The organism is Nocardioides halotolerans DSM 19273, from assembly GCF_000422805.1.
GTDB lineage: Bacteria > Actinomycetota > Actinomycetes > Propionibacteriales > Nocardioidaceae > Nocardioides > Nocardioides halotolerans.
Map to the genome: position 1 here is coordinate 1 of NZ_KE383922.1, position 23,519 is coordinate 23,519.

A 23,519-nucleotide genomic window follows, 5' to 3' on the forward strand; every position below is an offset into this window, starting at 1 on the left:
GGCTTCGAGGCTCGTCGCTAGCGCTCCTCGCACCTCAGCCACCGTCAGTCGCGGTCGCCGTACCGCCGCCGGACCGCAGCCATGCCTCCGGCGGCGACCCGATAGCCAGCCAAGCCTTTGCGCTCCACCTGGTCCGTCAAGGACGCGGAGCGCTTCAGACTGCCTTGACGGACCAGGCGGAGCGCAGATCCTCGGCGATCGGGTTGCCGCACCCACGCAAGCGGGTGCCTTCGCTTCAGAGGTTTCGAGACGGTCGCTAGCGCGACCTCCTCAACCAGCGGTGGGCCGGCGAGCAGCCGCGTCAGTTGTTGAAGCGGTAGCCCATGCCGCGCACGGTGGCGATGACGTCGGGGCCGAACTTCTTGCGGAGGTAGCCGACGTAGACGTCGACGACGTTGGAGCCGGGGTCGAAGTCGAAGCCCCAGACCTTGTCGAGGAGCTGCTCGCGGGAGAGGACCTGGCCGGCGTTGACCATCAGGGTCTCGGCCAGCGCGAACTCGCGGGCGGAGAGCTCGAGCTCGCGCTCGCCGATCTTCGCGCGGCGGGTGCGGACGTCGAGGCGGACGCCGCCGGCCTCGAGGACGTCGTCGCGGGCGGGGCCGCCGTCGGGGGCGGTGCGCAGGCGCAGCCGGATGCGGGCGAGCAGCTCGGCGAAGCGGAACGGCTTGGGCATGTAGTCGTCGGCGCCGCCCTCGAGGGCGGAGACGGTGTCGGTGACCGAGTCGCGCGCGGTCAGCACGATCACTGGCAGCCTGGAGCCCTGTGAGCGGAGCTGGTCGAGCACCTCGAAGCCGTCCATGCCCGGCAGGCCGATGTCGAGGACCATGAGGTCGAAGTCGCCGCTGAGGGCGTGGTCGAGGCCCACCCGGCCGTCGGCGACGGCGGTGGTGCGGTGGCCGTCCGCGGCGAGCCCCTTCGAGACGAAGGACGCGATGCGCTCCTCGTCCTCGACGATCAGGATGCGGGCCACAGAGCGCTCTCCTCGTCCTCGGGCTCGTCCTGGGTACGAGTGCCGGGGTCGGACGGTTCAACGGGGGCGATCGGCAGCGCGATCACGAAGCGCGCGCCGTGCGGCCGCTCGTCCTCCAGCGTGAGCGTGCCGCCGTGCGCCCGCGCGATCGCCCGGACGATGGAGAGGCCGAGGCCGAACCCCTCGTCGTCGTCGGGGACGACGCTGCGGCCGAACCGCTCGAAGATCGTGTCGCGGTCCTCGGGAGCGATGCCGGGCCCGGAGTCGCGGACCCAGAGCCGCGCGGTCGCGCCGTCGTACGACGACCCGAGGGCGACCACGTCGTCGGGGCCGGTGTGCTTGACCGCGTTGTCGCACAGCTGCAGCAGCGCCTGGGTGACGCGCTGCTCGTCGAGCGGGACGGTGACGCTGGCGGTCTCGTCGAGCGTCCAGACCCGGTCGCCGAGACCGCGGGCCTTGGCGAGGGTGTCGACGGTGATGCCGGTCAGGTCGACCGGCCGGGGGGTGACGAAGTCGGGCCGGTCGCTCTTGGCCAGCAGGATCAGCTCGCCGACCAGCCGCGACATCCGGTCGACCTCGTCGAGGAGCAGCTCGCGCGTCTCGGCGATCTCGGCCGGGCTGCCGACGTCGAGCAGCTCGAGGTGGCCGCGCAGGACGGTCAGCGGGGTCTTGAGCTCGTGACCGGCGTCGTCGAGGAACTGCCGCTGGCCCACGAACGCCGACTCGAGGCGCTCGAGCATCCGGTTGAAGGTGCGGGTGAGCGCGGTGATGTCGTCGTTCCCGGTCTCGGGCAGCCGCCGCGACAGGTCGGAGTCGTTGATCTCGTCGGCGGTCTCGCGCAGCGTCCGCAACGGCGCCAGCAGCCGTCCGGACTGGGCGCCGGCGAACGCCGTGATCACCAGCAGCGAGAGCAGTGCCACGACGAGGTAGGTCTGCATGGTGTCGCGCAGCCCCGCGCGGGCGTCGCCGTAGTAGGTCACCACGATCAGCGCGCCGGTCTCGCCGCCCATCTCGACCGTCTGCGCAGTGAGGATCAGGTCGTCCTTGGGGTCGTCGATGCGCGTGGTGCCGTTGCTCTCCACGATCTCGTTCGCGGCCCGCTGGAAGGCGTCCTCGTCCTCGCCGATGTAGCCGCCGAACGACTTCTCGCGCAGCCCGCCGTCGTACCACGTCACCAGGGCCGTGTCGTCGGCCGGCACCTCGCCTCGGAGGAACGCGTCGAGCAGCTGGCCGACGGTCGCGTACGCCGAGCCGTCCTCCTCCTGGAACTTGGTGAACTCGTCGAGCTGGTTGGCCACCCGGTCGGAGATCTCCTGGTCGATGCGCTGCGACTCGATGGCGTAGACGATCAGGCCGGCGCTCGTGAGGGCCAGGAAGGTCAGGAGGGCGACGACGGCGGTGATGCGGACCCGCACCGAGAGGCCCGACCGCTCGGGCCGGGCGCCATTCGCCGTCGCGTCAGTCGTCGCCACCGTGGCCGTCGTCGCCGCCGCCCGAGGAGCCCGAGCCGCCGTGCCCGGAGCTGTCGTGACCGGAGTCGTGACCGGAGCTGTCGTCGTCCCCGTGGCCGCCCCCGTGGTCGCCGTGGTCGTCGTCCCACTCGTCGGGCGGGGGAGTGACCTCGGTGACGAGGCCGTCGTCGCCGTGCTCGTTGCCGCGCGGCGTGGCGCCCGAGCCGGGCGTGGTGTCCGCAGAGGGGCTCGTGGACGCCTCGCCGGAGGGCGTGCCGCCCTGCTGGTCGATGATGATCGTGTCGCGCGGGGCCGGGTCGTCCTCCGCCGCCGCGACGAGGTTGCCCGCGACGAACGCGCCGAGCGGGAGCACCAGCGCGAGCGCGACGAAGACCTTCCAGAAGCTGCCCATGGCCCCACCATCATCCCCCAACGTGGGCGGCCCGTGAGACCACCATGAGAGGTCTCTCATCCCGTCGGGCCGCTGCGCGGCAACGTCCGCCCAACCCCGGGAAACTAGGGTGGAAGGCAGTTGCGCATCGAGGGGCATCGAGGAGGCCACCGTGCTCGTCCCGTTCAGCGTCGCCGACTTCATCGACCGTGCCGAGCAGGTCTACGGCGAGCGCGTCGGGGTGGTCGACGAGCCCGACCAGCCGGCCGCGTCGCTCGGCGACCTCACCTACGACGAGGTGGCCGGCCTCGCCCGCAGGCAGGCCGCGCACCTCGACAGCCTCGGCGTCGGCTTCGGCGACCGGGTCGCCGTCGTCAGCCACAACAGCGCGCGCCTCTTCACCTCGTTCTTCGGCGTCGCGGGCTTCGGGCGGGTGCTGGTGCCGGTGAACTTCCGGCTCCGCCCCGACGAGGTGCGCTACATCGTCGAGCACTCCGGGGCCAGGGTGCTCTACGTCGACCCCGAGCTCGACGACGCGCTGAAGGACGTGCAGGCCGAGCACCGGTTCGTGCTGGGCGACGACGAGCACCTGTTCGCCGCGGACGGCGCGGTCCCCGAGCCGTGGGCGCCGCCCGGCCTGGAGCGCGAGAACGCCACCGCCACGATCAACTACACCTCCGGCACCACCGCCAGGCCCAAGGGCGTGCAGATCACCCACCGCAACATCTGGACCAACGCGGTCACCTTCGCCCTGCACGCGGGCGTCACCGACCGCGACGTCTACCTCCACACGCTGCCGATGTTCCACGCCAACGGCTGGGGGATGCCGTTCGCGATGACCGGGATGGGCGTCCCCAACATCGTGCTCCGCAAGGTCGACGGCGCGGAGATCCTGCGCCGGGTCGAGCGGCACGGCGTCACGGTCATGTGCGCCGCGCCGGCGGTGGCGGCCGCCGTCCTCGACGCCGCGCAGACGTGGGAGGGCGAGATCCCCGGCCGCGACCGGGTGCGGATCATCATGGCGGGCGCCCCGCCGCCGACGAAGACCGTGGTCCGGGTCGAGGAGGAGCTCGGCTGGGAGTTCATCCAGATCTACGGCCTCACCGAGACCAGCCCGCTGCTCACCGTCAACCGCACCCGCGCGGAGTGGGACGACCTGGGCACCCAGGAGCGGGCCGAGCGGCTCACCCGCGCCGGGATGCCGGCGATCGGGGTCAGCCTCAGGATCGAGACCCCTGACGACGACGGTGACGAGGCGGGCCACGCGACCGGCGAGGTGCTGGCCCGCTCCAACGTCGTCCTCGAGGGCTACTGGCAGCAGCCGGAGGAGACCGAGCGGGCGCTGAAGGACGGGTGGTTCCACACCGGCGACGGCGGCGAGATCGGCGCGGACGGCTACCTCACGATCAAGGACCGCAAGAAGGACGTGATCATCACCGGCGGCGAGAACGTCTCGAGCATCGAGGTCGAGGACGTGCTGTTCTCCCACCCCGCGGTCGCCGAGGTCGCGGTGATCGGCGTCCCCGACGAGAAGTGGGGCGAGACGATCAAGGCGCTGGTGGTGCTCGCCGAGGGTGAGGAGGTCTCCGAGCAGGAGCTGATCCGCTGGTGCAAGGACCGCGCCGCGGGCTACAAGGCGCCGACCTCGATCGAGTTCCGCGACGAGCTCGCCCGCACCGCCACCGGCAAGCTCCAGAAGTTCAAGCTCCGCGCGCCGTACTGGGAGGGTCGCGAGCGCCAGGTCAACTAGCGCACTCCACTAGCCTCGCCCCGTGCCCACCCTGAGCGAGCTGGTCGACCTGCTGCACGGCTGGTACCCGCCCGCGACCGCCGACTCGTGGGACGCCGTCGGGCTCGTCGCGGGCGACCCGGGCCAGGAGGTCACCAAGGTCCTGTTCGCGGTCGACCCGGTGCTGCCCGTGGCCCGGGAGGCGGCGGAGTGGGGCGCCGAGCTGCTCGTGGTGCACCACCCGCTGTTCCTCAAGGCCGTGCACGGCGTGCCGCGGACGACGCCGAAGGGCCGCACCCTCGGCGTGCTGCAGGACGCCGGCTGCGCGCTCCTGGCGGCGCACACCAACGCCGACCAGGCGGTCGGCGGGGTGTCGGAGGCGCTCGCCACGTCGCTCGGGCTCTCCGACCTGCGGCCCATCGCCGCGCGCAGCAACGCGCGGCTGGACAAGCTGACGACCTACGTCCCCGCGGCCGACGCCGATCCGGTGCGACAGGCGCTGGGCCGCGCCGGGGCCGGCGTGATCGGCGACTACGACAGCGCGTCGTTCTCGAGCGCGGGTGAGGGGCGGTTCCGGCCGCTCGCCGGGGCGAACCCGACCATCGGCGAGGTCGGCGAGCTCGAGGTGGTCGACGAGGTGCGGATCGAGTGCGTGCTGCCGCGCGCCGCCCGGCCGCGGGTCGTCGCCGCCCTCCTGGACGCCCACCCCTACGAGGAGCCGGCCTACGACGTCGTCGAGCTGGCCGACCCGGGCACGGCGCAGACCGGCAGCGGCCGCATCGGCACCGTCGAGGAGACCACCCTCGGCCGGTTCGCGCAGCACGTGGCGCGCACCCTCCCGGCGACGGCGCAGGGCGTCCGCGTGGCGGGCGATCCCGACCGGCCGGTGCGCCGGGTGGCGGTGTGCGGCGGAGCGGGCGACTTCCTGCTCGACGACGTACGCCGCGGCGACGCCGACGTCTACGTCACCAGCGACCTGCGCCACCACCCGGCGAGCGAGTTCCTCGAGCACGCAGCGGGCGGCGACGGCCCCGCACTGGTCGACGTCTCGCACTGGGCGGCCGAGTGGACGTGGCTGCCGGTCGTGGCCCGGCGGGTGGCCGACACGCTGGGCGCTACGGTGGACACCCGGGTCAGCACCATCCGCACCGACCCGTGGACAGCACTACACACAGGAGAAGAGCGCTGAAAGCCGACCCCGCCGCCCAGCTCGCACTGCTGGACCTCCAGGAGCTCGACTCACGCGCCGACGTGCTGCGCCACCAGCGCGCGCACCTCCCCGAGCTCGCCCAGATCGCCGAGCTCACCGCCACGAGGTCCGAGCTCGACGGCCGGCGCCGCGACGCCCAGATCGCCGTCGACGACCTCACGGCCGAGCAGGTCAAGGTCGACGCCGACGTCGAGCAGGTCAAGGCCCGGCGCAAGCGCGACCAGGACCGCATGGACCAGGGGCTGATCGCCAACCCCAAGGACCTCGAGCGCATGCAGGGCGAGCTCCAGTCGCTGCAGCGCCGCATCACCAGCCTCGAGGACGACGAGCTCGAGGTGATGGCCCGGCTCGAGGACGCGCAGAAGGACCTCGACGCGCTGACCGTGCAGGTCGGCGACGCCGACGAGCGCCTGGCCGAGCTCAGCGAGGCGCGCGACACCCGCACCCGGGAGCTCGACGAGGAGCTGCGGACCGTCGCGGCAGACCGCGAGCCCGCTGCGGCGGGCATCCCCGAGGACCTCCTGGCGCTCTACGAACGCCTGCGCGCGTCCAAGGGCGGCGTGGCGGTCGGCGCGCTGCGAGCGCGCGAGTGCGGAGGCTGCCGCCTCTCCCTCGACCCGGCCGAGCTCTCCGCGATCCGGTCGGCGCCGCCCGACGAGGTGATCCGGCACGAGGAGTGCCAGCGCATCCTGGTCCGGACGCCCGAGTCGGGGCTGTGACGGGCGCTGCCACCGGACCGACCGTGGTCGTCATCGAGGCAGACGGGGGCTCGCGCGGCAACCCCGGGCCCGCGGCGTACGGCGCCGTGCTCAAGGACGCAGCGACCGGTGAGGTCATCGCCGAGGACGGCACCACGATCGGTGTCGCGACCAACAACGTCGCGGAGTACTCCGGGCTGATCGCCGGGCTCCGGCTGGCCGAGGAGTTCGCGCCCGGGGCAGCGGTCGAGGTCCGCATGGACTCCCAGCTCGTCGTGGAGCAGATGTCGGGCCGCTGGAAGATCAAGCACCCCGACATGCGGCCGCTCGCGACCGAGGCGAAGCGCCTGGCGCCGGCGGGCACGACCTACACGTGGGTCCCGCGCGAGCAGAACAAGCACGCCGACCGGCTCGCCAACGAGGCCCTCGACGGCACCCGGTCGGGGGTGACCGCCGTGGGCGCGGCCCTGGTCGACGAGCCGGAGACGGGGGAGGCCCAGGAGGAGGACGCCGCGCCGGCGCCCAACCGCGGGTTCTTCGCGCCGCAGGGCTCGCCCACCACGCTGGTGCTCGTCCGGCACGGTGTCACGCCGCACACCGCTGCCAAGAGGTTCTCCGGTGGCCTCGCGAGCTCCAACCCCGGTCTCAGCGACGAGGGCCGCGCCCAGGTCCGCGCCACCGCCGACTGGCTGGCGCCGATCGCCGAGGGGGTCGACGCCGTCATCGCGTCGCCGGTGCGCCGGACGCTCGAGTCCGCCGAGATCATCGCCGCCCGGCTCGGGCGTGAGGTCGAGACCGAGCCCGGCTTCGCGGAGATGGAGTTCGGCAGCTGGGACGGGCTGACCCTCGCCGAGGTGACCGAGCGCGACCAGGCGGGCCTCGAGGGCTGGTTCGGGAAGCTCGACACCGCGCCGCACGGTGGCGAGTCGTTCCGCGACGTCGAGGAGCGGGTGCTGGCGGGTCTCGACCGCGTGCTCGACACCCACGCTGGCCGGACTGTCGTCGTGGTCAGCCACGTGACCCCGATCAAGACGCTGGTGGCCCGCGCCATCGGGGCGCCGCTGGAGGCGGTGTTCCGGATGCAGCTGAGCCCGGCGTCGGTCACCGTGGTGTCGTTCTGGCCCGAGGTCGACGGCCGCGCGCAGAGCTCGATGCGGCTCTACAACGCGCGCCCGCCGGGCGAGGACGGCTTCTCGCCCGCTGCTTCGGCCTGGTGATCCGAAAGTCCCTGACGCTTCCTCCGCTTCCCCTCGTGCATCGCGACCACCCGCGCGATCGGGATCTCGTGGCCCTCGGCCACCAGGTCGGCCGGGAGCCGCTGCGGTGACGAGGTGGCGGCCGCCCACGGGTCGTCGCGGCGGGAGGCGAGCCGCTCGGCGGCGTCCAGGATCGTGAAGTCCCCGGGCCGCGCCTCCTCGAGCTCGTCCCAGGCGAGCGGGAACGACACCGGCACCCCGGGCCGCACCCGAGGGCTGTACGCCGCCACGACGGTCGCGCCGCCGGCGCGGGTGGAGTCCACGAACACCTTGCCGCCCCGCTCCTCGCGGACGAACTCCGTGGTCGCGACCGCCGGGTCGAGCCGGGCCGCACGAGCCGCGAGCGCCCGGGTCGCCGCCGCGACGTCCGGGACGGTGGCGTCCTCGGTGAGCGGCACGAACACGTGCACCCCCTTGGCGCCGCTGGTCTTGACCCCGCCCGTCAGCCCGGCGTCGTCGAGCGCCTGCCGGACCAGCAGCGTCGCCGCCACCGCCATCCGGAAGCCGTCGAGCGGCTCCACGTCGTCGGGCGGGTCGAGGTCGAGGACGAGGTGCGTCTGCCGGTCGCTGTCGACCGGCAGGAGCGCGGGGTGGTACTCGACGGCCCGCTGGTTGGCCAGCCACATCAGCGTCCGCCGATCGTCGCATACCGGGTAGCGCACGTCGCGCTTGGAGGCCTGCGCCCACACCGAGGTGGTGCGGATCCAGTCGGGCGCGTACGCCGGGAGGTTCTTCTGCATGAAGGCCTGCTGGCCCAGCCGGGCGCGGACCACCGAGAGCGCCCGGTCGCGCAGGCCCGGCAGCATCCGCTCGTGCACGGCGTCGAGGTAGGCGACCAGGTCGCCCTTGGTCGCGCCGGCGCCGTCGAAGACGGGCTGGTCGAGGCTCGAGAGCGAGACCCCCGCCAGGGTGGGCCCCTCCGAGCGCTTCGCCATGCCCCCAGTCTGCCGCGACCGGGCGGGCCGCGTGGGCGAGGCATTTGCGCATTTCGCCGGTGGACCGCCTGCCCGGGCGGGACACTCGGCGGGTGGACCGACTGCCCCGCGTGCTCGCGGCGCTCGCGCTCGTGCTCGCCGGCGCCCAGCTGCTGGGCGCCCCGAGCACCGCGGCCACCGCGCCGGCGCAGCGGACCGACCCCGTCGACCTGGTGCCCTCGGCGACCTCGGTGCCGTTCGGCAGGAGCGTGGTGCTCACCGCCACCGTGGCGAGCCCGCAACCCGACAGCCGGCTCGACGTCTTCGCGAGGTCCGACGGCGCGACCCGCTCGGTCGGCACGGCCACCCCCGGCGGCGGCGGGGAGGCCAGGCTGTCGGTCACCGTCAACCGGACCGCCACCTACTGGGCGGTCCTGACCGTCGCCGGCGTCGTCGCCGCGCAGTCGGCGTCCGTGCCGGTCGTGGTCGCACCGCTGCTCAAGCTGACCGCGACGCGGGTCATCGGGCCCGTCTACCACTTCACCGCGACCGTCCAGCCCGCCGACGGCGTCCCCGTCGTGCTCCAGCGCCTGGTCGGCAAGCGGTGGAAGAAGATCGGCAAGGACGTCGCCGAGGACGGCGAGCACGTCTTCCGGGCCGAGATCCCGGCGGACACGACCTCGAAGTGGCGGCTGCTGGTCCGCGGCGGCAAGAAGTGGGGCGCGGCGACGTCGAAGGCCGTCCGGGTCACCGACTACTGACCCCGACTACTGACCCCGGCTACCGACCCCGGCCACCGATCCGGCTACCGTCCCCGGCCACCGGCGACGGCTCAGAGCTCACTGACCACCACGTCGAGCTGCTGGGCGCCGCGGGCACCCTCGGTCACCTCGACGACCCAGCCCAGGTCGCGCAGCGCCTCGGCCAGCCGCGCCGGGGTGCGCGGGTTGGCGCCGTCCTCGAGCAGCGCGCGGACGATGCGCCCCTTCGTGGCCTTGTTGAAGTGGCTGACCACCTGGCGTCGACCGGCGACCTCGTGCAGGACGCGCACGGTGGCGACCCGGCGCAGCCCCGCCGGCCGCCAGAACGCGGCGTACGTGCCGCTGCGCAGGTCGACCAGCAGCCCGTCGCCGACCAGCTCGGTGATCTCCGGGCCGAGCGCCTCGCGCCACACACCGGCGACCGTGCCCAGACCGGGGAGGGTGGCGTCACCCGAGAGGCGGTACGCCGGGATGCGGTCGGCGGGGGAGACCAACCCGAACAGGCTGGAGGTGACCCGCACCCGGCCGGTGGCCCGCCGGCGCGCTGCCGCGGAGAGGGTGCCGAGCTCGAGGGCGTCGTAGAGGACGCCGGCGTAGACCGCGTCGGCCCGTGCCGTCGGCGCGCTGCGCAGCGAGGCGTTGAGCTCGACGAGGTCGAGCTGGGTCTTGGGTACCTCCAGCACGGCGGCCGCCGCGACGGGGTCGCCGGAGCACAGCGTCACCAGCGCGTGGAGCACCCGCTCGCGGGCGGCGGTGAGCGCCGGCGCGGAGAGCGCCGCTAGGTCGAGGGGACTGCCGCGCCGAGGAGCGGTCTTCCCCTCGCTGGGCGGCAACAGGATCAGCACGAGCCAGAACGATAGGTTGAAGAGCATGTCGAGCAGCCGCGTGGTCCACGTCCGGCCGACCGACGGCCGCGACGGCGAGGTCGCGGTGCAGGCGCTGCGCGACGGCATCGCCGAGATCCAGCAGGAGCTCGAGGTCACGCCCGAGTTCCCGGAGGAGGTCGAGGCGGCGGCGGCCGCCGCGGTGGCCGCACCGCGGCTGCCCGACCTCGACCGCACCGACCTGCCGCTGGTCACCATCGACCCGCCCGGCGCGAAGGACCTCGACCAGGCCCTCCACCTCGAGCGCACCGACCGCGGTGGCTACGTGCTGCACTACGCGATCGCCGACCTCGCGGCGTTCATCACCCCCGGCGACCCGGTCGACCTCGAGGCCCACCGCCGGGGCCAGACGCTCTACGGCGCGGACAGCAGGGTCCCGCTGCACCCGACCGTGATCTCCGAGGACGGCGGCTCGCTGCTGCCCGACCAGGTCCGCCCCTCGCTGCTCTGGACGGTCACGCTCGACGGCGAGGGCGCCCGCACCGACGTGCAGGTCGAGCGGGCTCGGGTGCGCAGCCGCGCCCAGCTCGACTACGCCGGCGTCCAGGAGCAGATCGACGCCGGCACCGCCGACGAGTCGCTGATGCTGCTCAAGGAGGTCGGGGAGCTCCGGCTCAAGCGCGAGCGCGCCCGCGGCGGGGTCTCGCTGCCGCTGCCCGAGCAGGAGGTCGACACCGGCCGCTCGGAGTGGGAGCTGACCTACCGCGACCTGCTGCCGGTCGAGGAGTGGAACGCGCAGATGTCGCTGCTCACCGGCTTCGCGGCGGCGTCGCTGATGATGTACGCGCGGGTGGGCTTCCTTCGCACGCTCCCGCCCCCCGACCCGCGCGACGTTCAGCGACTGCACCGCACCGCCCATGCGCTGGGGATCGAGTGGCCGGCCGAGCTGCTGTTCCCCGACTTCATCCGCGACCTCGACCCGGCCAAGCCGCAGCACGCCGCGATGATCTCGGCCTGCACCCTCCTGCTCCGCGGCAGCGGCTACGTCGCCTTCGACGGCGAGACCCCGGGCCAGCCGCTGCACAGCGCGCTCAACACGGAGTACGCCCACGTCACCGCGCCCCTGCGTCGCCTCGGCGACCGCTACGCGTCCGAGGTCTGCGTCGCCCTCTGCGCCGGCACCGAGGTGCCGGAGTGGGTGCTCGCGGCGCTGCCCGCCCTCGCGCAGGAGATGCAGGAGTCCTCGCAGCGTGCGAACCGCTACGAGCGCATGGTCCTCGACCTGGTCGAGGCCGGCCTGCTCCAGCACCGGGTGGGGGAGAGCTTCGCGGCCGTCGTCGTCGAGGTCAACGAGAAGGACCCGACCCGCGGCATCGTCACGGTGGCCGACCCCGCGGTCGAGGCGCCGGTGGTCTCCCCGCACGAGATCCCGCTCGGCACCGACGTCCGGGTCCGGCTCACCACCGCCGACGTCGGGCAGCGCAGGGTCGAGTTCACACTCGAGTAGCCCCCACGAAACGGCGCAGCTCCCCGTCCGGCGCCTCCCACGCCGCACGGAACCCGCTGTGCAGCGGCAGGTCGCCGACCTCGTCGGGCTCGGCCCAGACGTGGTCGACGGACTCCGACAGGTGCCGGAGCCGCACCGGTCCGGTGGCATGGGCGAGCACGGTCTCGTACTCCCAGCCGCCGCACGTGGCGACGTACGCCGACCGCACGGCCACGTCGCGGGCGCGGATCGACATCTCCTCGAGCGCCTCGCGCAGTGCCGCGTCGACCGCCGTCTCGCCGTGCTCGCGGGCACCGCCCGGGATCGACCAGGTGCCGCCCTGGTGCGCCCAGCCGGCCCGCAGCTGGAGCAGCACCGTGCCGCGGTCGGCGAGCAGCAGCCCCGCCGCCCCGCGCCGGCCCCAGTGCGCGTGGCCGTGCGCGCACGTGGCCCAGCTCATCCGGCCACCGGCTGCACCAGCTCGACGAGGTCCGCGATCGAGTCGACCACCCGGGTCGGGCGGTAGGGGAACCGCGCGACGTCCTCCCTCCTCGTCGAGCCGGTGGTGACCAGGACCGTGCGGAGCCCGGCCTCGAGGCCGCTGATGATGTCGGTGTCCATCCGGTCGCCGACCATCACGGTGGTCTCGGAGTGCGCCTCGAGGCGGTTGAGGGCCGAGCGCATCATGAGCGGGTTCGGCTTGCCGATGAAGTACGGCGACCGCCCGGTCGCGGTGCTGATCAGCGCGGCGACCGAGCCGGTGGCGGGCAGCGAGCCGGCCGGCGACGGTCCCGAGACGTCGGGGTTGGTGGCGATGAAACGGGCGCCCGCCTCGATGAGCCGGATCGCGCGCGTGATCGCCTCGAAGGAGTAGGTGCGGGTCTCGCCCAGCACGACGTAGTCGGGGTCGCGCTCGGTCATCACGTAGCCGATGTCGTGCAGGGCGTTGGTGAGCCCCGCCTCGCCCACGACGTACGCCGACCCCTGCGGCCGCTGCTCGGAGAGGAACTGCGCGGTCGCGAGCGCGGAGGTCCAGATCGCGTCCTCCGGCACGTCGATACCGCTGCCCAGCAGCCGGGCGCGCAGGTCACGCGGGGTGTAGATGGAGTTGTTGGTGAGGACGAGGAACTTCAGCCCGCTGGACTTCAGCGCGTCGATGAACTCCGGCCCGCCCGCGATCGGCTCGTCCTCGTGGACGAGCACGCCGTCCATGTCGGTGAGCCAGGTGTGCACCGGTCGGACGTCGTCGGCCATGGCACCGATTGTGCCGAAGACCTACGCGCCGAGCTCCAGCGCGTGCGAGCCGCGGTCGGCCTTGGCCGTGAGGTAGCGCCGGTTGGACGCCGTCAGGTGCACCGCGGTCGGCACCCGCTCGGCGACGTCGAGGCCGTGGGCGGCCAGCTGCGCGGCCTTGTCGGGGTTGTTGGTCAGCAGCGCGAGCCGCTGCACGCCGAGCGCCCGCAGCATCTGGGCGGCGGCGGTGTAGTCGCGCGCGTCGGCGGCGTACCCGAGGGCGAGGTTGGCGTCGTAGGTGTCGAGCCCGGCCTCCTGCAGCCGGTAGGCGTCGAGCTTGGCGTAGAGGCCGATGCCGCGGCCCTCCTGCCGCAGGTAGAGCAGGTAGCCGCCGCGCGCCTCGATCCGGTCGACCGCCTCGTGCAGCTGCGGGCCGCAGTCGCAGCGCCGCGAGCCGAGCACGTCGCCGGTGAGGCACTCGCTGTGCAGGCGCACGAGGGGTACGCCGCCCGGGGCCTCCTCCGGCCGGCCGAGCACGATGGCGAGGTGCTCGAGCCCGTCTGCCAGCCCGTCGAAGGTCACCACCTCGGCGACGGTCTCGACCTCGCCGAGCCGGATCGGCAGCGTCACCCGGGTGCGCACGGTCGCGTGGCTCACCACGCCGACTCCCGGAACCGCGGGGACAGGGCGTAGCGCAGCAGCACCACGTCGCCGATCGGGCGGGTCTCGACCAGGCGCGCCCGGCGAGCGCCCGAGAACGGGAACCGGCCGGCGCCGACGAAGCGGGTGGCGTCGGGGTGCCCCACGAACAGTGGTGCCACCACGAGCCGCAGCTCGTCGGCCAGGCCCTCGGTGAGGAGCTGGGTGTGCACCTCGCCGCCGCCCTCGACCATGAGGCGGCGGACGCCACGCACGTGCAGGTCCTCGCTGACCCGGCGCAGCTCGACCGGACGGCCGCCGTCGACGACGGTGGCGACCGGCGACAGGTGCGCGGAGGCCATGTCGACGGTGTCGCTGGCGCAGTAGACGAGCTTGGGGCCGGTGCCGGCGGAGAAGAACCGCGCCTCGGGGTCGAGCTTGGCGCGGCTGGTCACGGTGATCTTGAGCGGCTGGGCCGGCAGCCCCGCCGCCCGGCGGCGCGCGACCCGCTCGGGGCAGCGGACCAGCAGCCGAGGGTCGTCGTTGCGGACGGTCGCGGCGCCGACCAGGATCGCGTCGCTGCCGGCCCGGAGCTCGTCGACGCGGTCGAAGTCGGCGTCGTTCGAGAGCAGCAGGCGCTGGTCGCTGGCGTCGTCGAGGAACCCGTCGAGCGACATGCCGCACGACAGCAGCGTGTAGGGACGCCGACCGGCCTCAGCCACGGCGACCACCCACCAGCAACCCCGGCAGGGTGGCGACCAGGGCGAGCACCCCGAACGTGACCGCCACCGTGAGCCCGACCGCCGCCGTCGATCCGAACGCCGAGAACGCCCAGGCCGCGACCCCCTCGCGGGGGCCCCAGCCGGCGACGTTGAGCGGGACCGCGGCGCCGAGCAGCACCAGCGCGCCGATCGGCACGAGCTGGAGCGGCGTCAGGTCCACGCCCACTGACGCGGCGGCGACCAGGAAGACCACGAGGTGGCCGGCCGAGGCGACCGCGGAGAGGAGGACCACGGCGCCGCCGGCCACGACCAGGAGGGCGACGGCCGCGAGCCCGGCCCAGCGCCACGGGCCCGGCAGGAGCAGCGCCCCGACGAGCGCCGCCTGCACCACCTGCCCGAGCACCCGCTCCCAGACGACGCCGCGCCATCCGTGCCGCACGGCCCGGTCGACGTCGCCAACGACGCCGCCCGGCACCGTCGCGTTGATCAGCTGCGAGCGGTAGTAGGCGGCGTACGCCGCGCGGAGCGGCACCCGTGCCTCGCCGCGACGCGCGAACCGGCCCGACACCAGCGACCATCGCAGGGCGCAGCACCACGTCGTCCCGGCGGTCACGGCCAGCGCCACCAGCACCGCCCACGCGCTCGTCGCCCGCAGCCCCTCGACGAACGGGCCGGCGCCGAGCCGCCAGGCGAGGAAGCCCAGGACCGCGGCACCCGCGGCGATGCGCAGGACTCGACCACCGCTTTTCGAGCTTGTCGAGATGCCCGCAGGGTCGGCCCCTCGCTGCGGTGGTCTCGACAAGCTCGACCAGCGGCGCTGGGCCCGGGTGACCATCTGCGTCTGCATGCTCATCGCGCAGCCTCCAGCGCCGCGTCCACCTGCGCCGCGGTCCGCGACCACGTCGGCAGGGTCAGCCGGCGCAGCCCCGCCGAGCGCCGCAGCCGGCGCCGCCGCCGCGGGTCCTCCAGCCACCGGCGCAGCGCCCCGGCCAGCGCCGCGGGGTCGCCGGGGCGCACCAGCAGCCCGGGCGTGCTCCCGTCGTCGCCGTGCCCCAGCGCCTCCGGCACGCCGCCGACCGCGCTGGCGACCACCGGGACGGCGTGGGCCAGCGCCTCGGTGACGACCATCCCGTAGCTCTCGGCCCGCGAGGGCAGGACCAGCAGGTCCGCGGCGGCGTACGCCGACGGCAGCGCGTCGTGCGCGAGCGGCCCGGCGAGCACGACCCGATCGGCGATGCCGGCGTCCGCGGCGGTCTTGTGCAGCTCGTCGACGAAGTCGGGGTCGAGGTCCAGCGGGCCGACCAGCGTGCAGCGCCAGTCGAGGTCGGTGAGGCCGGCGAGCGCGTGGAGCAGCAGGTCGTGACCCTTGGCTCGCACCACCGAGGCGACGCAGAGGAGCTCGCCACCCGCCTCCGACCCGGCCGCGGGGTCGGCGACCTCGACGCCGGGGACCGCGACGTGGACGCGGGCGGCGTCGACCCCGTAGGCCTCGTGCAGCCAGCGGCGGGTCCACGCGCTGGTGGTCACCACCGCGGCCGATGCCACGAGCAGCTCGCGCTCGCCGGGCTTCTCGAACGCCATGTGCACGAGCGGCACGCACCGCAGCCGCGTGACGGCCGCCGTCAGCTCCGCCGCGGCCCACGACGCGACGAGGCTGTCGACGAGCACCACGGCGCCGTCGGGCAGCGACGGCAGCAGCCGGGCGACGTCGCCGGCCGAGGCCGCCTCATGGGTCACGACCGGCCGGCCCAGGCCGATCAGCCCGGTGCGCAGCCGCCGGTCGTAGACGTTGCCGCCGCTCGGGCGGTCGGCGAAGCCCGCCGGCACGAGGAGGTGGACGGTCACCGGTTCGGGCGTCACAGCGGCCTCTCGAAGCTCGCCCAGGCGACGTGCGACTCGTGCAGCGTCACGACCAGCGCGGTGAGCTGCTCCTCGGTCGCGAGGCGCTCGGCAAGCCGGTCGGCGACCCAGCGGGCGAGCGCCTCGGTGGAGGTGTTGGTGCCCTTGAACTCGTCCTCGTCGTCGAGGTTGCGGTAGTTGAGGTCCGCCAGCACGCTCCTCAGCTCGTCGGCGGCCCGGCCGATGTCCACCAGGATCCCGTCGGGGCCGAGGTCGGGGCCACGGAAGGTCGCGTCGACGACGTACGTCGCGCCGTGCAGCCGCTGGGCGGGTCCGAAGACCTCGCCGTCGAAGCTGTGGGCGATCATCACGTGGTCGCGGACGGTCACGGCGTACATCAGGCCTCCCTGGTGGGGACGGGGTAGGTGATCGTGTGGCAGAGGGCGGCCCGGCGGCCGGTGGTCAGGTCGGCCATCAGCTCGGGGAGGTCCGCGAACGCGGAGGCGCCGGTGAACAGCGCGTCGAACGCCGGGTCACGGAGCAGGTCGAGGGCCAGGGCGAGCCGCTCGGCCCGGGTGCGTCGGTGCCGCAGGGGGAGCGCCACCTCACCGACCTGGCTCGCCCGCAGGCGCAGCCGACCCGAGTGGAAGGCGCCGCCGAGGTCGAGCCGGACCGGGGTGTCGCCGTACCAACTGAGGTCGACGACCTCCCCGTCGGGCGCCAGCAGGTCGAGGGACCGGCGCAGGCCGCCCTCGGTGGCGCTGGCGTGCACGACGAGGTCGCGCCCGTCGGCGGCGTCGTCGGGGTGCGCGAACGCGACCTCGAGCGCCTCCGCGACCTCGGCCCGGGTCGGGTCGACGTCGACCAGCGTGACCTCCACGCCGGGGATCGCCGCCAGCAGCCGGGCCACGCAGCAGCCGACCATGCCGGCCCCGACGACCGTGACACGGTCGCCGATCATCGGGGCCGCGTCCCAGAGCGCGTTGACGGCGGTCTCGACGGTGCCGGCGAGCACCGCCCGGTCGGCGGGCACGTCGTCGGGGACGACGGTGACGTCGGAGGCCGGGACGACGTACGCCGTCTGGTGGGGGTGCAGGCAGAAGACCGTCCGGCCCAGGAGGGCGGGCGGGCCGGCCTCGACGAGGCCGACGTTGAGGTAGCCGTACTTCACCGGGCCGGGGAAGTCGCCGTCCTGGTGTGGCGCCCGCATCCGCTCGTGCTGGTCGGCGGGGACGGCCCCGCGGAAGACGAGCGTCTCCGTGCCGCGGCTCACCCCGGAGCGCAGGGTGCGCACCCGGACCTCGCCGGGGCCGGGCTCGGCGACGGTCACCGGGCGGATCTCGCCGCGCCCGGGGCTCACCCAGAAGGCCAGCTCCTGCACCGCGTCACCCCCTCGTGCTCCTGGTCGTCGTCGGCGCCGGTCTGAACCCCGGCGCCGTGCGGTCCGTGTCCTCCTCGTACTCACAGACACGGAGGCAGGGTGCTTCAGGTTCAGACCCGGCGGGCCTACGCCGCGAACGCCGCCAACGCCGTCACCGGCGGGCGCTTCGCCCTCGCGGCGGCGGTGGCGGTCGTGGCGGTCGCCGACGGGCCGCGGTGGCTGCTCGGCGTGCTCGTCACGGGTGCGCTCCTGAGCGACCTCGTCGACGGCCGGCTGGCGCGCGCCACGCGCACGACCTCGGCGCTCGGCGCCCGGCTCGACCAGGAGGCCGACGCCGTGCTGATCCTGGTGCTCAGCGCGGTCGTCGGCGCCGAGCTCGGCTGGTGGGTGCTGTCGATCGGGCTGGCGCGCTACGTGTTCGGTGCGGTGTTCGCGCTGGTGGGTCCGCTGCGGAGCCCGCCGACGCGGCCGCGGTGGTGGTGCAAGACCGTCGCTGCTCTCGTCGGTGTCGTGCTGGGCGTTGCGGCGGTGCTGCCGCTGCCGGACCTCGTGGCGACCCTCGCCGTCGGCGTGGTGGCCGTGCTGCTCGCGGAGTCGTTCCTGCACGAGGCGGTCGACCGCTGGCGTGCCCCGGGTCCGCCGCTGGTGGTGCCCTACGGCACGGTGCTCGCGTTCGTGGTGGTGTGGCTGGCGCTGGTGGCCCCGACCGAGCGCGACCACCTCACGCTCGATGCGCTGCTGCGGCAGCCCCTCGAGGTGCTCGTGGTCGTCGGGCTCGCGCTGGTGCCGTGGTCGCGAGTCCGTGTCGCCCTGGCGCTGGCGGCCGGCCTGCTGGTGGCGCTGCTGCTGCTCGTGAAGGTGCTCGACCTGTCCTTCAACACCGTCTTCGACCGCGACTTCGACCCGGTGGGGGACTGGTCCTACCTCGGGCCGGGGGTCGGGGTGCTCGGCGACTCGATCGGCGCCGGCTGGGCCCGGGTGGTCGCGGCCCTGGCCGGCCTGGCGACGCTGGCGCTGCTGGTCGGCGTACCCCTCGCGATGGTGCGGCTGGTCGTCACGGCTCGCCGGCATCGGCGGCCCTCGCTGGGCGCGGCCACCGCCCTGGTGACGGCATGGATGGTGGGGCTCGCGACGGGCCTGCCCGGCGTGACCACCAGCGCCGCGAACCTCACCGTCGACGAGGTCCGCCTGGTGCGTGCCGACCTGGCGGACACCCGCGCGTTCTCCCGCGAGATCCGCACGGACCCCTACGCCGCGCGCGCCGCCGCCGACCCGCAGGCGCTGCTCGCCGGGCTGGCCGGCAAGGACGTGCTGCTCGTCTTCGTCGAGAGCTACGGGCGGGTGGCGGTGCAGGACACGTCGTACTCCGTCGGGGTCACCCGCGTGCTCGACGAGAGCACGCGTGAGCTGGCGGCCGCGGGCTACCGGTCGCAGAGCGCGTTCCTCACCTCGCCGACGTTCGGAGCGGGCTCGTGGCTCGCGCACTCGTCGCTCCAGTCGGGGCTGTGGGTCGACAGCCAGCGCCGCTACCGCCAGCTGCTCGGCGCCGACCGGATGACCCTCACGTCGCTGTTCCGGGACGCCGGCTGGCGGACGGTCTTCGACGTCCCGGCCGACACCGAGGACTGGCCCGAGGGCCGCGAGTTCTACGACTTCGAGCAGTACTACGACTCCCGCAACGTCGGCTACGAGGGACCGAAGTTCGGCTACGCGCCGATGCCCGACCAGTTCACGCTCTCCGAGCTCCACCGCCGCGAGCTCGCCCCCACCGACCGGCCTCCTGTGATGGCCGAGATCGACCTCATCTCCAGCCACCACCCGTGGACACCCCTCCCACGGATGATCGGCTGGGACGAGGTCGGCGACGGCTCGGTCTACGACGGCATGCCCGAGCAGGGCGAGAGCTCCACGGAGGTCTTCCACGACCCCGAGGCGGTCAAGCGAGCCTACGGCCGGTCCGTCGAGTACTCGTGGCAGGCGCTGACCTCCTTCCTCACCACCTACGCCGACCCCGACCTCGTCGTGGTCGTCCTCGGCGACCACCAGCCCCACACCTACGTCAGCGGCGAGCACGCCGGCCACGACGTCCCCGTCAGCGTCATCGCCCAGGACCCAGCGGTGCTGCAGCGCATCGCCCCCTGGGGCTGGCAGGACGGCCTGCGCCCCTCGCCCGACGCCGAGGTCTGGCGCATGGACACCTTCCGCGACCGCTTCCTGGCGGCGTTCGGGTCGCAGTGACCACAGCTGGTTGAGGAGGTCGCGCAGCACACGGTAGGCACCTGCCGCACCACCGCTGATCGAGCTTGTCGAGATCACCGCAGCGAAGGCACCCGGCTCCGAGGCTCAGGCGCAGCACGCCAGAGCACCTCAGCCACCGTAGGACGTGCGCTACGCGTCGTACTCGAGCACCGTCTCGCCGGCGGCCGTGCGGACCTCCACGCGGGCGATGTCGTCGACGTCGGAGGCGGTGGCCGCGGCGAGGCGCATGGTCTTGCCCGGCACGGCCTTCCACGAGGCGACCTGCTCGCTGGCGCCGTCGCCGGTCCGCACGACCATCGTGTACGTCGACCAGGCGGGGTCGTGGTAGTCCTCGCTCTCCTCGGCGTAGCTGCACTCGAGCTCGAGGCGGGTGCCCCACCCGACCTGGGTGAGCGAGAGCCAGCCGGAGATCGGCTCGTCGCCCACGGGCGACATCAGCACCGGCGCGGCGGTGGTCGGAGCGGTGGTGGGCACCGTCGGGGTGGCCGTCTGGGCGATCGTCGGAGCGATCGTCGGGCCGGCCTCGCGTCGGCCGTCGTCGTCGCCGCCGAGGGTGGCGACCCCCACGGCGCAGATCGCGACCGCGGCCGCGGCGGCGACCAGGCCGGCGGTGAGCCAGGTGCGGCGGCGGTGCGAACGGCGTACCTCGCGCACCAGCGCGGGCAGGAGCGTGTCGGGCACCGGTGTCGGCAGCTGCTCGGGGTCGAGGATCTCCACCGGCACCCGCGCGAGCAGTCCGGGCAGGCCGGCGAGCTCGCGCACCGACTGGGCGCACTCGGCGCAGCCGGGCAGGTGCCGCTCGAAGGCGACGCGCTCCTCGGGGGAGAGGGCACCGAGCACGTAGGCGCCGTCCTCGTGGTCGTGTCCACACGTGGTCATGCCGCGCCCACCCCCATCTCCTCCAGGGCGAGCCGCAGGGCGCGCAGCGCGTAGTGGGTCCGGCTCTTCACCGTGCCCTCGGGTACGCCGAGCCGGCGCGCGGCCTCGGCGACCGAGCGACCCCGGTAGTAGCACTCGAGCAGCACGGCGCGGTGCTCGCTGGAGAGCTGGGTGATCGCCTCGGCGACCACCCACGACTGCAGGAGGGTGTCGGTCTGGTCGACGGGGTTGCCGGGCTCGGGCACCTGGTCGGTTGGCCGCTCGTTCTGGAAGCGCTTGCTGCGCCACTCGTCGATCACGATGTTGCGCGCGACCGTGAACAGCCACGACCGCACCGAGCCGCGCGCCTCGTCGAGCCGCTCGTAGTGCTGCCACGCGCGCAGCAGGGTCTCCTGGGCGACGTCCTCGGCCCGGATCGGGTCGCCGGTCAGGTGCAGGCAGAACCCCCACAGCGCAGCGGCGTGCTCGTCGTGCAGCTGCTGCATCAGCGCGGTCGGGTTCTCGGCCATGGCGTCTCTGTCACACCTCCAACCGACGTACGGACGAGGGACCGATCCGGTTCAGTCTGCTCGCGCCGCCGGCCGCGCGCCGATGATCCGCCCGAGCAGGCGGGTGTCGCCGCGCGGCCGTGCCCCGGAGACCAGGTCTCCGGGGCACGGGGAGTGAGGGGCGGGCGGTGGCCTCAGCGGCGGGCGAGGCGGGGCACGATGATCGCGGCCGCCACGACGTGGGTGAGCATCAGGCCCGCCTTGCTCAGCGCGCCGTCGCCCAGCGTGACGTCGGGGACGCACGAGAGGACGGTCAGCGCGACGGTGACGCGGTAGAACGTGGTCCGGCTGGTGTGCCGGGCGATGACGATGCCGACGACCGTCGACAGGAGGACCATCTGGGCGAAGGCCAGGACGGGGATCGCTCCGTCGGTGACCGAGAGGGCGTGGCCCGCGGCCTGGAAGACGGCGGCGACGGCCGTGGCGGCCACGGCGGCGACGAAGCCGGTGGCGAGCCCGCGCTTCCACGTGACCCGACCGGCGGTGCGGTCGGCGGCGGGAGCCGACGTGGCCGAGGAGGTGGCGGCGGCGGTGGTGACGAAGGTGGTGGCGGTGGCGCTCATGTCGTTGCTCCTGGGTGAGAGGGGAGCGGCTCGTTGCCGCTCTGTACTCACTCCACGAAGGCACCCGCGCCGATACGACAGGTCGGAGGAAGATAGCTTCTCGACGTCGTGCGGAGCCCGAGGACGGCGCCCCGTCTGTGGGGCGGGGCGCCGCCAGCCGATGCCGCGCGGGGGGAATGCGCGCACCGACGCTCGTCCCTCCTAACGAGGAGTGTCCTCCTTCGATTCACCCCGGTCTGGACCGCCACCGGCGACGGCCGGGTCCACGGCGGGGCCGACGGCACGGTCGCGGGGCGGTGTCCGGAGCCGTGCCGGTTCGTCCACCGGGGCCGCTCGATACGGGTACCGTTGCGTGGTCCTGCGGCGGACGCGCACGTCCCCGCACGCCATCGAAATCGGGGGAACGTCATGAATGCTCGGGCCATCACCAGGGCCGCTGCAGCACTGGCCGGCATGACCGTGGCCGTGCTGGGGCTGGCCGTGCCCGCCCAGGCGGGTCAGTGGGTCGGCGTCGACCCGGCGGGCGACGCCGCGGCGTACAGCTGCAAGCCGGGGCCGTGCCACTGGAAGGCCGCGCCCCGCAACGCCAGCGCCGACATGGTCCGGCAGGTCGTGACCTACCGCCACGACACCATCCGGATCACCATCACGCTGCGCAAGGTCGACACCTCGGCGGCGTTCGCGCTCTCGAGCATCCTGAAGAAGAACGAGCTGGTCGGCCGCTACTACGGCGTCATCGCCCAGTTCTCACCCGGCCGTACGCCGACCGTCGTCATCCGCAACCCCCACGGCGTGCCCGTCAGCTGCGGTGCGGCTACGCCGAGGATCGTCGGCAACAAGATCAAGCTGGTGATGCCGTCGCGGTGCGTGCACTCGCCGGACTGGATCCGCTGGAGTGGCTACATGCGCGTGATCTTCACCGGTGACCTCGACGACGACGCCAGGTTCGAGGGCTACTTCGACAAGTTCCGCACCGACAGCCGGACGCCGCTCAACAAGAACACGTTCGAGTTCTCGCGACGGGTCTACCGCGCCGCCTGATCCGCGTCGGCGCGGTCGTACCTCGCGAGCAGCACCCGGGGCAGCACCAGCATCAGCACGGTCAGGAGCGCCAGCAGCCCGGCGCCGACCACGAGCGAGGTCGTCAGGTCGACGATCACGTCGAAGATGAACACCACGATGCCGGTGGCGAGCAGCGCCAGCAGCACGATCGCGATGGACACGAACGTGTGCGCCGCCTTCACGAGGACGCCCTTGACCTTGCGTCCGGAGAGCTGCCGGTGCGTGGCGACCGGGCTGAGCACCACGGCGGTGACCAGCGCGGCGAGCGCCACGAGCACCAGGTAGAAGCGCTCCTGCCCGGTGGTCAGGTCGGAGAAGCGCTGCTGGAACGGCAGGGTGAGCAGGAAGCCCGCGGTGAGCTGGGCGCTGGTCTGGATGACGCGGAGCTCCTGCAGGAGGTCGGCGTACTTCCGGTCCTCGCGCTCGGCCCGGGTCTCGTCGCGCTCGGCGTCCTCGCGCTCGGTGTCCTTGCGCTCAGTGTCGCGATCGGTGTCCGGCGCGGATGATTCTTGGTTCATGTCCCCTCCTGGCAGGCGAGGTACCCGCCTCCGGACAGGGAGAACGCCCCGCCGCACTGCGCAAGGGGCGGGGCGTTCTCTGGTCTCCTCGACGTGCTCCGGGATCGAGGCCTGACCACAGGTGCCCCGGGAGCCTTGACACGACTCTCACCCCAACAGGTGGAATCGTCCGGAGCTCGGTCAGTG

The 23,519-nt window shown here is 73.8% G+C and carries 25 protein-coding genes; 8 read left to right on the forward strand and 17 right to left on the reverse strand.

Going from position 1 to position 23,519, the window contains the following annotated elements; all coding sequences use genetic code 11:
* Positions 1-301 precede the first annotated feature (301 nt).
* Genes G514_RS0110665 through G514_RS31110 form a run of 3 tightly spaced genes read right to left on the reverse strand, consistent with a single transcriptional unit; the run spans position 302 to position 2,833 of the window.
* Positions 302-970, reverse strand: coding sequence for a response regulator transcription factor (locus G514_RS0110665; RefSeq protein WP_028651735.1), 669 nt, complete (start codon positions 968-970; stop codon positions 302-304).
* Positions 955-2,442, reverse strand: coding sequence for a sensor histidine kinase (locus G514_RS26135; RefSeq protein WP_051247316.1), 1,488 nt, complete (start codon positions 2,440-2,442; stop codon positions 955-957). Before G514_RS26135 ends, G514_RS0110665 begins: the two co-directional genes overlap by 16 nt.
* Positions 2,429-2,833 (reverse strand): hypothetical protein, encoded by a 405-nt coding sequence (locus tag G514_RS31110; RefSeq protein WP_036564559.1) that lies wholly within the window; start codon positions 2,831-2,833, stop codon positions 2,429-2,431. The genes G514_RS26135 and G514_RS31110 overlap by 14 nt, the downstream gene beginning before the upstream one ends.
* A 151-nt stretch (positions 2,834-2,984) precedes the next feature.
* Here G514_RS31110 and G514_RS0110675 point away from each other — a divergent pair, with 151 nt between their 5' ends.
* Genes G514_RS0110675 through G514_RS26145 form a run of 4 tightly spaced genes read left to right on the forward strand, consistent with a single transcriptional unit; the run spans position 2,985 to position 7,666 of the window.
* Complete coding sequence (locus G514_RS0110675; protein WP_028651736.1) at positions 2,985-4,562, forward strand: AMP-binding protein; 1,578 nt, start codon at positions 2,985-2,987, stop codon at positions 4,560-4,562.
* Between the two features lie 22 nt (positions 4,563-4,584).
* Entirely contained in the window at positions 4,585-5,730 is a 1,146-nt protein-coding gene (locus tag G514_RS0110680) for a Nif3-like dinuclear metal center hexameric protein (RefSeq protein WP_028651737.1), read from the forward strand.
* Positions 5,697-6,470, forward strand: coding sequence for a zinc ribbon domain-containing protein (locus G514_RS30270; protein ID WP_245582166.1), 774 nt, complete (start codon positions 5,697-5,699; stop codon positions 6,468-6,470). The genes G514_RS0110680 and G514_RS30270 overlap by 34 nt, the downstream gene beginning before the upstream one ends.
* On the forward strand, positions 6,467-7,666 hold the full coding sequence (locus tag G514_RS26145) for a bifunctional RNase H/acid phosphatase (protein ID WP_245582167.1): 1,200 nt from the start codon (positions 6,467-6,469) through the stop codon (positions 7,664-7,666). The genes G514_RS30270 and G514_RS26145 overlap by 4 nt, the downstream gene beginning before the upstream one ends.
* Here G514_RS26145 and G514_RS26150 read toward each other — a convergent pair.
* Complete coding sequence (locus tag G514_RS26150) at positions 7,609-8,640, reverse strand: DNA polymerase domain-containing protein (RefSeq protein WP_157544729.1); 1,032 nt, start codon at positions 8,638-8,640, stop codon at positions 7,609-7,611. The two genes, G514_RS26145 and G514_RS26150, sit on opposite strands and share 58 nt — an antisense overlap.
* Positions 8,641-8,732: 92 nt before the next feature.
* Between G514_RS26150 and G514_RS0110700 the strand changes: the two genes are divergently transcribed.
* Positions 8,733-9,380, forward strand: coding sequence for a hypothetical protein (locus G514_RS0110700; protein WP_028651739.1), 648 nt, complete (start codon positions 8,733-8,735; stop codon positions 9,378-9,380).
* Between the two features lie 71 nt (positions 9,381-9,451).
* Here G514_RS0110700 and yaaA read toward each other — a convergent pair whose 3' ends face one another.
* Complete coding sequence (yaaA, locus tag G514_RS0110705) at positions 9,452-10,252, reverse strand: peroxide stress protein YaaA (RefSeq protein WP_245582168.1); 801 nt, start codon at positions 10,250-10,252, stop codon at positions 9,452-9,454.
* Here yaaA and G514_RS0110710 point away from each other — a divergent pair.
* The gene (locus tag G514_RS0110710; protein WP_028651741.1) at positions 10,251-11,711 is read left to right on the forward strand and encodes an RNB domain-containing ribonuclease; all 1,461 of its coding nucleotides are present in this window, start codon (positions 10,251-10,253) and stop codon (positions 11,709-11,711) included. The two genes, yaaA and G514_RS0110710, sit on opposite strands and share 2 nt — an antisense overlap.
* Here the strand turns inward: G514_RS0110710 and G514_RS26155 are convergent.
* The 8 genes from G514_RS26155 to G514_RS0110750 are packed head-to-tail and all read right to left on the reverse strand — an operon-like array spanning position 11,698 to position 17,504.
* Positions 11,698-12,150, reverse strand: a complete 453-nt coding sequence (locus tag G514_RS26155) for an NUDIX domain-containing protein (RefSeq protein ID WP_051247319.1) — start codon at positions 12,148-12,150, stop codon at positions 11,698-11,700. The two genes, G514_RS0110710 and G514_RS26155, sit on opposite strands and share 14 nt — an antisense overlap.
* Positions 12,147-12,944, reverse strand: coding sequence for an HAD-IIA family hydrolase (locus G514_RS0110720; RefSeq protein WP_028651742.1), 798 nt, complete (start codon positions 12,942-12,944; stop codon positions 12,147-12,149). Before G514_RS0110720 ends, G514_RS26155 begins: the two co-directional genes overlap by 4 nt.
* A gap of 21 nt (positions 12,945-12,965) precedes the next feature.
* Positions 12,966-13,580 (reverse strand): GTP cyclohydrolase II, encoded by a 615-nt coding sequence (locus G514_RS0110725; RefSeq protein ID WP_245582169.1) that lies wholly within the window; start codon positions 13,578-13,580, stop codon positions 12,966-12,968.
* Complete coding sequence (locus G514_RS0110730; RefSeq protein ID WP_036564710.1) at positions 13,577-14,284, reverse strand: RibD family protein; 708 nt, start codon at positions 14,282-14,284, stop codon at positions 13,577-13,579. Before G514_RS0110730 ends, G514_RS0110725 begins: the two co-directional genes overlap by 4 nt.
* Positions 14,277-15,137 (reverse strand): lysylphosphatidylglycerol synthase domain-containing protein, encoded by an 861-nt coding sequence (locus G514_RS0110735; RefSeq protein ID WP_245582170.1) that lies wholly within the window; start codon positions 15,135-15,137, stop codon positions 14,277-14,279. The genes G514_RS0110730 and G514_RS0110735 overlap by 8 nt, the downstream gene beginning before the upstream one ends.
* Positions 15,134-16,129 (reverse strand): glycosyltransferase, encoded by a 996-nt coding sequence (locus tag G514_RS0110740; RefSeq protein ID WP_036564711.1) that lies wholly within the window; start codon positions 16,127-16,129, stop codon positions 15,134-15,136. Before G514_RS0110740 ends, G514_RS0110735 begins: the two co-directional genes overlap by 4 nt.
* Before the next feature lie 11 nt (positions 16,130-16,140).
* Complete coding sequence (locus tag G514_RS0110745; protein ID WP_028651747.1) at positions 16,141-16,521, reverse strand: 6-pyruvoyl trahydropterin synthase family protein; 381 nt, start codon at positions 16,519-16,521, stop codon at positions 16,141-16,143.
* Complete coding sequence (locus G514_RS0110750) at positions 16,521-17,504, reverse strand: zinc-dependent alcohol dehydrogenase (protein ID WP_028651748.1); 984 nt, start codon at positions 17,502-17,504, stop codon at positions 16,521-16,523. Before G514_RS0110750 ends, G514_RS0110745 begins: the two co-directional genes overlap by 1 nt.
* Positions 17,505-17,603: 99 nt before the next feature.
* Here G514_RS0110750 and G514_RS26160 point away from each other — a divergent pair, with 99 nt between their 5' ends.
* The gene (locus tag G514_RS26160) at positions 17,604-19,742 is read left to right on the forward strand and encodes a CDP-alcohol phosphatidyltransferase family protein (RefSeq protein WP_084152024.1); all 2,139 of its coding nucleotides are present in this window, start codon (positions 17,604-17,606) and stop codon (positions 19,740-19,742) included.
* A 150-nt stretch (positions 19,743-19,892) separates the two neighbouring features.
* On the opposite strand, the gene G514_RS0110760 is transcribed toward G514_RS26160, so the two are convergent.
* The 3 genes from G514_RS0110760 to G514_RS0110770 all read right to left on the reverse strand — a co-directional run bounded on the left by G514_RS0110760 (position 19,893) and on the right by G514_RS0110770 (position 21,753).
* Positions 19,893-20,642, reverse strand: a complete 750-nt coding sequence (locus tag G514_RS0110760; RefSeq protein WP_028651749.1) for an anti-sigma factor family protein — start codon at positions 20,640-20,642, stop codon at positions 19,893-19,895.
* The gene (locus tag G514_RS0110765; protein ID WP_028651750.1) at positions 20,639-21,151 is read right to left on the reverse strand and encodes a sigma-70 family RNA polymerase sigma factor; all 513 of its coding nucleotides are present in this window, start codon (positions 21,149-21,151) and stop codon (positions 20,639-20,641) included. Before G514_RS0110765 ends, G514_RS0110760 begins: the two co-directional genes overlap by 4 nt.
* A gap of 173 nt (positions 21,152-21,324) precedes the next feature.
* Positions 21,325-21,753 carry a DUF6069 family protein gene (locus G514_RS0110770; RefSeq protein WP_036564564.1) on the reverse strand — a complete coding sequence of 143 codons (429 nt, stop codon included), beginning with the start codon at positions 21,751-21,753 and terminating at the stop codon, positions 21,325-21,327.
* A gap of 408 nt (positions 21,754-22,161) precedes the next feature.
* On the opposite strand from G514_RS0110770, the gene G514_RS0110775 reads away from it, so the two are divergent.
* Positions 22,162-22,794 (forward strand): hypothetical protein, encoded by a 633-nt coding sequence (locus G514_RS0110775; RefSeq protein WP_157544731.1) that lies wholly within the window; start codon positions 22,162-22,164, stop codon positions 22,792-22,794.
* On the opposite strand, the gene G514_RS26165 is transcribed toward G514_RS0110775, so the two are convergent.
* A complete protein-coding gene (locus tag G514_RS26165; protein ID WP_051247321.1) occupies positions 22,779-23,333 on the reverse strand; it encodes a DUF6328 family protein in 555 nt (184 codons plus the stop codon). The two genes, G514_RS0110775 and G514_RS26165, sit on opposite strands and share 16 nt — an antisense overlap.
* Positions 23,334-23,519: the final 186 nt, after the last annotated feature.

Bases quoted from the DNA above. Each gene is read 5' to 3' on its own strand.
- G514_RS31110 (WP_036564559.1), bottom strand. From the start codon at position 2,833: ATGGGCAGCTTCTGGAAGGTCTTCGTCGCGCTCGCGCTGGTGCTCCCG.
- G514_RS26150 (WP_157544729.1), bottom strand. From the start codon at position 8,640: ATGGCGAAGCGCTCGGAGGGGCCCACCCTGGCGGGGGTCTCGCTCTCG.
- G514_RS0110710 (WP_028651741.1), top strand. From the start codon at position 10,251: ATGTCGAGCAGCCGCGTGGTCCACGTCCGGCCGACCGACGGCCGCGAC.
- yaaA (WP_245582168.1), bottom strand. From the start codon at position 10,252: ATGCTCTTCAACCTATCGTTCTGGCTCGTGCTGATCCTGTTGCCGCCC.
- G514_RS26155 (WP_051247319.1), bottom strand. From the start codon at position 12,150: ATGAGCTGGGCCACGTGCGCGCACGGCCACGCGCACTGGGGCCGGCGC.
- G514_RS0110720 (WP_028651742.1), bottom strand. From the start codon at position 12,944: ATGGCCGACGACGTCCGACCGGTGCACACCTGGCTCACCGACATGGAC.
- G514_RS0110735 (WP_245582170.1), bottom strand. From the start codon at position 15,137: ATGAGCATGCAGACGCAGATGGTCACCCGGGCCCAGCGCCGCTGGTCG.
- G514_RS0110745 (WP_028651747.1), bottom strand. From the start codon at position 16,521: ATGTACGCCGTGACCGTCCGCGACCACGTGATGATCGCCCACAGCTTC.
- G514_RS0110760 (WP_028651749.1), bottom strand. From the start codon at position 20,642: ATGACCACGTGTGGACACGACCACGAGGACGGCGCCTACGTGCTCGGT.
- G514_RS0110765 (WP_028651750.1), bottom strand. From the start codon at position 21,151: ATGGCCGAGAACCCGACCGCGCTGATGCAGCAGCTGCACGACGAGCAC.
- G514_RS0110770 (WP_036564564.1), bottom strand. From the start codon at position 21,753: ATGAGCGCCACCGCCACCACCTTCGTCACCACCGCCGCCGCCACCTCC.
- G514_RS0110775 (WP_157544731.1), top strand. From the start codon at position 22,162: ATGAATGCTCGGGCCATCACCAGGGCCGCTGCAGCACTGGCCGGCATG.
- G514_RS26165 (WP_051247321.1), bottom strand. From the start codon at position 23,333: ATGAACCAAGAATCATCCGCGCCGGACACCGATCGCGACACTGAGCGC.